Origin of the sequence: Microbacterium sp., from assembly GCF_032084865.1 — a bacterium.
Classification (GTDB): Bacteria; Actinomycetota; Actinomycetes; order Actinomycetales; family Microbacteriaceae; genus Microbacterium.
In genome coordinates, this window is sequence record NZ_DAMDLU010000171.1 from 1 (window position 1) to 5,333 (window position 5,333).

Sequence of the window (5,333 nt, forward strand, 5' to 3'; positions counted from 1 at the left end):
GGCGACTGCTGCACCGCGAGGCCGTCGGCGGCGAGGCGGCGAAGCGCCTCGCGCAGGGGTGTGCGGCTCACGCCGAGACGAGCGGCCTGCTCGACCTCGGCGAGCACGGCACCGGGCGCGAGGGCACCCGACTGGATCTCGTCGAGCAGCGTCTGGTACGCGCGATCGCTTGCGCGGATGCGTTCGACGACGGTGCTCATGCGATTCAGCGTATACACAAACGGGTCGTCGATCGCAGGAAAGCGTTTGCGTATACATAGAAATCTCATGAGACCTCTTGCAGCAGCAGTACTCAGTGTTACTATGTACCAGTAGTCAACAACACTGAGTAGCGGAGGTCCGATGGGCAAGCAGATGACCGAGATGCTGAAGGGCACGCTCGAAGGCATCGTCCTCGCCCTGCTCGCCAGGCATCCGGCATACGGATACGAGATCACCACGCAGCTTCGCGAGCGGGGCTTCGTCGAGATCGCCGAGGGAACGGTGTACGCGCTCCTCGTGCGCATCGAGCAGAAGGGTCTCGTCGACGTCGAGAAGGTGCCCAGCGAGAAGGGCCCGCCGCGCAAGGTGTTCACGCTGAACGCGAAGGGCACCGACGAACTCACCGAGTTCTGGAGCACCTGGGCCTTCCTCGCCGAGCGGATCGACCACCTCCGCTCCCCCGATGCACAACGAACCGACTCCGAAGGAGAGAACTGACATGGCCGCGAAATGGATCGAAGCGCTCACCGGATCGCTCGAGCAGAAGAAGCAGTACAAGAACGCCAAGGGCCGCATCGACGCTCTGCCCGAACCGCATCGCACCGCCGCCGGCGCGATGCACCGGTACCTGATGTATTACGGCGGCGTGACCGACGGCGACACCCTGACGCAGATGTTCGTCGATCTCGCCGATCTCTGGGAGCGGGCGTCGATCGACGGCATCCCGGTGGGCGAGATCACCGGAGACGACCCGGTGGACTTCACCGAGACCTTCGCGCAGTCGTACGCCGGCACCCGCTGGATCGATAAGGAGCGCGCCCGCCTCGCCGAGGCCATCGCGACCGCCCGCCGACACGAAGAGGAACGATCATGAACGACACGGGAGCTGCCGCCATCCGCGTCCGCGGCATGCGGAAGTCGTACGGCGACGTCACCGTTCTGCGCGGCGTGGACCTCGACGTCGAGAAGGGCAGCATCCTCGCCCTGCTCGGCTCGAACGGCGCGGGCAAGACGACCCTCGTGCGAATCCTGTCGACGCTGCTCACCGCGGACGCCGGCACGGCATCCGTGTGCGGTTTCGATGTCGCATCCGAACCGCTGCGGGTGCGCGAGTCGATCAGCCTGACCGGGCAGTTCGCCGCCGTCGACGAGGTGCTCACCGGACGCGAGAACCTCGTGCTCGTCGCCCGGCTGCGCCATCTGCCCGCTCCGGGTTCGGTGGCCGATGCCCTGCTCGCCCGATTCCGTCTGACGGATGCCGGTGGCCGGCGCGCCGCGACCTACTCGGGCGGCATGCGCCGCCGCCTCGACATCGCGATGAGCCTGGTCGGCGACCCCGCGGTGATCTACCTCGACGAGCCGACCACCGGCCTCGACCCCGAGGCGCGCATCGAGGTCTGGGATGTCGTGCGTCGCCTCGCAGACGCGGGAACCACCGTGCTGCTCACCACGCAGTACCTCGACGAGGCGGAGACCCTGGCCGACCGCGTCGCCATCCTGAACGACGGGCGCATCATCGCCGATGACACGCTCGACGGGCTGAAGCGGCTGCTGCCCGCGGCGACCGTGGAGTACGTCGAGAAGAAGCCCACCCTCGAGGAGATCTTCCTCGCTGTGACCAGAAAGGACGCAGCATGACCACGCACGCCATGGCCGATACGGCCACCCTGACCGGCCGGTCGCTGCGGCACATCTTCCGCAGTCCCGACACGATCATCACCACCGCCGTCACCCCGATCGCACTGATGCTGCTGTTCACGTTCGTGTTCGGCGGCGCGCTGCGCCAGAGCACCGGCGATGCGAACTACGTCGACTACCTGCTTCCGGGCATCCTGCTCATCGCGATCGCGTCCGGTATCGCCTACACGGCGTTCCGGCTGTTCACCGATCTGCAGGGCGGGATCGTCGAGCGGTTCCGCTCGATGCCGATCTCGCGGTCGAGCGTGCTGTGGGCGCACGTGCTCACCTCGCTCGTGGCGAACGGCGTGACCGTCGCGATCATCTTCGGCGTCGGCTTCGCGATGGGATTCCGCACCTCGGCAGGCATGCTCGAGTGGCTGGCGGTGCTGGGCATCCTGGCGCTGTTCACCCTCGCCCTCACCTGGCTCGCGGTGATCGCCGGGCTGACGGCGAAGACGGTCGACGGGGCGAGCGCGTTCTCGTACCCCCTCATCTTCCTGCCGTTCATCAGCTCGGCGTTCGTGCCGACCGAGACCATGCCGGGGCCGGTGCGCTGGTTCGCCGAGAACCAGCCGGTGACATCGATCGTGAACTCGATCCAGGCGCTGTTCGCCGGGCGCGCGGTGGGAGCCGAGATCTGGATCGCACTGGCCTGGTGCCTCGGCATCCTCGTCGTCGCCTACCTGTTCGCCATGCGCGCCTACCGCCGCCGCCTCGGGTGACGCGGCCGCGCAGGCCGGAGGTACCAGACCATTCGTCCGCCGTGCGGCGCGTCACGGGCATTCGATGCCCGACGCGCCGCATCGGTCTGGAATCTCCGACCTACGGCGGGCGGGTGCCCCTCTCACGCCTGGTCGCGGGTCCAATTCCAGGGCGTCGTCGTCGATACGGCGACGAAGCCGGAGCGCTCCAGGATGGGCCGCGAGTACGGCGTCGAATCGGAGTTGATGAACCGCTTGCCGAGGTCCAGCGCGGCCTGGGCGCGCCGCGCCGTCATCGCCCGGTAGATGCCGCGGCCACGCCACTCGGGCAAGGTCGCACCGCCCCAGATGCCGGCGAAGTCCGTGCCGTCGACGGGTTCCAGTCGCCCCGCGCACACGACGGCGCCTTCGGCGTCGACGGCGATCCAGAACCCCTGCTGTTCCCCCGCCTCGAAGCGGCGCACCGCCTCCTCGGCACGGGTGCGCCAGAGCGGATCGTCGAACACGCGGCCCTGCATCTCGTTCGCCGCCCAGAGGTCGTCCGACGTGATCGCAGGGTGGATGCTGATGTCGTCGGGCACGGGCACATCGGCGACCAGGGCGGTGGCCTCGCCGATCATGATCGATTCAGGGTCATCGGCGACGTAGCCGTTCTCGGCGAGTGCGGCCTCGAGGCCGGGCGCCACGTCATGATCGCGGGTCTTCCACTCCACGGCGCCGACATCGGTGCCGTCACGGAAGTGCGCCGTGGCCTCGGCGACCAGCCGGGCGATCGACGGCCCGTCGTCGGGAAGCTCGCGGTACGTGATGAAGCCCCGGTCGCCCGGGAATCGCGCGAGCCAGAGCGGTCCGAGCCGCACGACATCGGAGGCATCGTGCACCTCGGTCGCGCCTCGGAGCTGGTCGTCGTAGGCGCCGAGAAGATCAAGACTCATCCGTCGATCCTGCCACCTCCGCCCAGACCCCTGCCTGCCATCCGCACCCCTACCTGCAGACGTCCATCGCCGGGGGTGTCGGCGAAAAGGCAGGGGTGTCGGCGAAAAGGCGGCTCAGACCACGGGCTCGGGCAGCGGCTCGACGAGCTCCTGCGTCGCGGGCTCGCCGAGCTTGACGAGCACGACACCGGCCAGCACGAGCGCTCCTCCGATCAGCTGCACGGTTCCGGGCAGCTGGCCCAGCAGCATCCACCCGAACAGCAGCGCGGCGACCACCTCGGCCAGCGCCACGAACGACGCGAGGCGCGATCCCAGTATCCGCGTCGATGCGATGCCGAGCACGTAGGCCACGGCCGTCGCCAGCACGCCGATGGCGAGCACGGGAACGAACCACGGGAGCGTGCCGAAGCGGTACGCGACGTCGTCGGTGCTCCAGGTCATCGGCAGCACGCCGACGAGGCCGGCGACGCTGAGACCGAGGGCGCCGAGCACGAGGCCGAGGCCGGCGAGGGCGATCGGCGGCAGGCCGGTGTCGCCACGACCCGAGAGCACGAAGTACGCGGCGGCTCCCACCATCGCCCCGAGCGCCCACAGGATGCCGCCGGGGTCGAGGCGCGCGCCGGTGAGCACGTCGAGCATCAGCACGAGGCCTGCGAACGCCACGACGGCACCGAGGATGCTGCGCTTGCTCGGCCGCTCGCCGCGACGCGCCCAGAGCCACAGCACGACGGCGACCGGCGCGGTGTACTCGATGAGCAGGGCGATGCCGACATCCATCACCGCGACGGCCTGGAAGTAGAACAGCTGTGTGGCGGTCACCGCCAGCAGGCCGTAGGTGATGATCATGCCGGCGTTCCTGCGCACCTGTCGCCAACGGCCGCGAAGCGACACGAGGGTCGGGACGAGCAGCACCAGGGCGGCGACCCAGATCCGAGCGGTGACCGCAGCCCCGGGCGTCCACCCCGCATCGATGAGCCCCCGCGCCCACGCGCCGGACATGCCGAACGCGAACGCCGCGCCGACCGCGACGAGCAGACCCGTGCTGATACTCGCACGACGCGAGTCATCGGTCAATTGGCTCATGATCCATGACAGTACGCCGCCGGCGTGTACGGTGTCAATATGATGTTCACCGATGACACCACCGAGGCTCTGCTTGCGGCCGTCGCCCTGGTGAACTCCGCTGAGCCGCCGGATTCCTTCGATCTGGATGCGTTCCTCCGCGACTATCCGTACACCGGGCGGATCGACCGCGACGACGCGGAGAGGCGCGACCTGCGCGCGCTGCGCCCACGGCTGCGCGCGATGCTGCTCGCACCCCGCGATGACATGGCGGCCGAGGTCAACGACGCGCTCGCCGACGTGCGGCTGTCACCCCGACTGACGAGGCACGAGGGCACCGACTGGCATCTGCACGCGGTCGCCGACGACCACCCGCTGGCCGAGCGGATCCTCGTCGAGACGGCGATGGCCCTGATCGACGTGATCCGCGCAGGCGAAGGCAGCCGCATCAGCGTCTGCGCCGATGATCAATGCCACGCGGTCGCCCTCGACCTCTCCCGCAACCGATCCCGGCGGTACTGCTCGACGACGTGTGCGAACCGCAACGCCGTGGCTGCCTATCGTGCACGACGGGCGGCCACGGTGTGAGCGGGGCCCCGCCGTTCCACGAATGGTTCCCGGATGCCGCACTCGACGGCCGCTATGGCTACACCCTCGAGACCCTGCGTACGTCGGCGCCACCCTTCTTCAGGATCCCGGTGCGGGTCGAGGCCGCACTGCGGGACCAGGCGGTGCCCCCCCCCCCCCCCCCCCC

Annotated in this window: 8 protein-coding genes; 5 read left to right on the plus strand and 3 right to left on the minus strand. The window is 69.1% G+C overall.

What is annotated here, in order from left to right:
- On the minus strand, positions 1-179 hold a 179-nt coding region (locus tag RT309_RS13575; protein WP_313357887.1), incomplete at its 3' end, for a GntR family transcriptional regulator.
- A 163-nt stretch (positions 180-342) separates the two neighbouring features.
- Between RT309_RS13575 and RT309_RS13580 the strand changes: the two genes are divergently transcribed.
- The 4 genes from RT309_RS13580 to RT309_RS13595 are packed head-to-tail and all read left to right on the plus strand — an operon-like array spanning position 343 to position 2,603.
- The gene (locus RT309_RS13580) at positions 343-699 is read left to right on the plus strand and encodes a PadR family transcriptional regulator (protein ID WP_313357873.1); all 357 of its coding nucleotides are present in this window, start codon (positions 343-345) and stop codon (positions 697-699) included.
- Position 700: 1 nt separating this feature from the next.
- On the plus strand, positions 701-1,075 hold the full coding sequence (locus RT309_RS13585; RefSeq protein ID WP_313357875.1) for a DUF1048 domain-containing protein: 375 nt from the start codon (positions 701-703) through the stop codon (positions 1,073-1,075).
- Positions 1,072-1,839 carry an ATP-binding cassette domain-containing protein gene (locus RT309_RS13590; RefSeq protein WP_313357877.1) on the plus strand — a complete coding sequence of 256 codons (768 nt, stop codon included), beginning with the start codon at positions 1,072-1,074 and terminating at the stop codon, positions 1,837-1,839. The genes RT309_RS13585 and RT309_RS13590 overlap by 4 nt, the downstream gene beginning before the upstream one ends.
- Positions 1,836-2,603 carry an ABC transporter permease gene (locus tag RT309_RS13595; RefSeq protein ID WP_313357879.1) on the plus strand — a complete coding sequence of 256 codons (768 nt, stop codon included), beginning with the start codon at positions 1,836-1,838 and terminating at the stop codon, positions 2,601-2,603. Before RT309_RS13590 ends, RT309_RS13595 begins: the two co-directional genes overlap by 4 nt.
- Positions 2,604-2,725: 122 nt before the next feature.
- On the opposite strand, the gene RT309_RS13600 is transcribed toward RT309_RS13595, so the two are convergent.
- Together RT309_RS13600 and RT309_RS13605 are read right to left on the minus strand one after the other, a co-directional pair.
- Complete coding sequence (locus tag RT309_RS13600; RefSeq protein WP_313357881.1) at positions 2,726-3,517, minus strand: GNAT family N-acetyltransferase; 792 nt, start codon at positions 3,515-3,517, stop codon at positions 2,726-2,728.
- Between the two features lie 114 nt (positions 3,518-3,631).
- On the minus strand, positions 3,632-4,600 hold the full coding sequence (locus RT309_RS13605; protein ID WP_313357883.1) for a DMT family transporter: 969 nt from the start codon (positions 4,598-4,600) through the stop codon (positions 3,632-3,634).
- Positions 4,601-4,639: 39 nt separating this feature from the next.
- Here RT309_RS13605 and RT309_RS13610 point away from each other — a divergent pair, with 39 nt between their 5' ends.
- On the plus strand, positions 4,640-5,167 hold the full coding sequence (locus RT309_RS13610; protein WP_313357885.1) for a CGNR zinc finger domain-containing protein: 528 nt from the start codon (positions 4,640-4,642) through the stop codon (positions 5,165-5,167).
- Positions 5,168-5,333 lie beyond the last annotated feature (166 nt).

Coding starts and splice junctions, on each gene's coding strand:
- RT309_RS13580 (WP_313357873.1), top strand. CDS start 343: ATGGGCAAGCAGATGACCGAGATGCTGAAGGGCACGCTCGAAGGCATC.
- RT309_RS13610 (WP_313357885.1), top strand. CDS start 4,640: ATGATGTTCACCGATGACACCACCGAGGCTCTGCTTGCGGCCGTCGCC.
- RT309_RS13595 (WP_313357879.1), top strand. CDS start 1,836: ATGACCACGCACGCCATGGCCGATACGGCCACCCTGACCGGCCGGTCG.
- RT309_RS13605 (WP_313357883.1), bottom strand. CDS start 4,600: ATGAGCCAATTGACCGATGACTCGCGTCGTGCGAGTATCAGCACGGGT.
- RT309_RS13600 (WP_313357881.1), bottom strand. CDS start 3,517: ATGAGTCTTGATCTTCTCGGCGCCTACGACGACCAGCTCCGAGGCGCG.
- RT309_RS13585 (WP_313357875.1), top strand. CDS start 701: ATGGCCGCGAAATGGATCGAAGCGCTCACCGGATCGCTCGAGCAGAAG.
- RT309_RS13590 (WP_313357877.1), top strand. CDS start 1,072: ATGAACGACACGGGAGCTGCCGCCATCCGCGTCCGCGGCATGCGGAAG.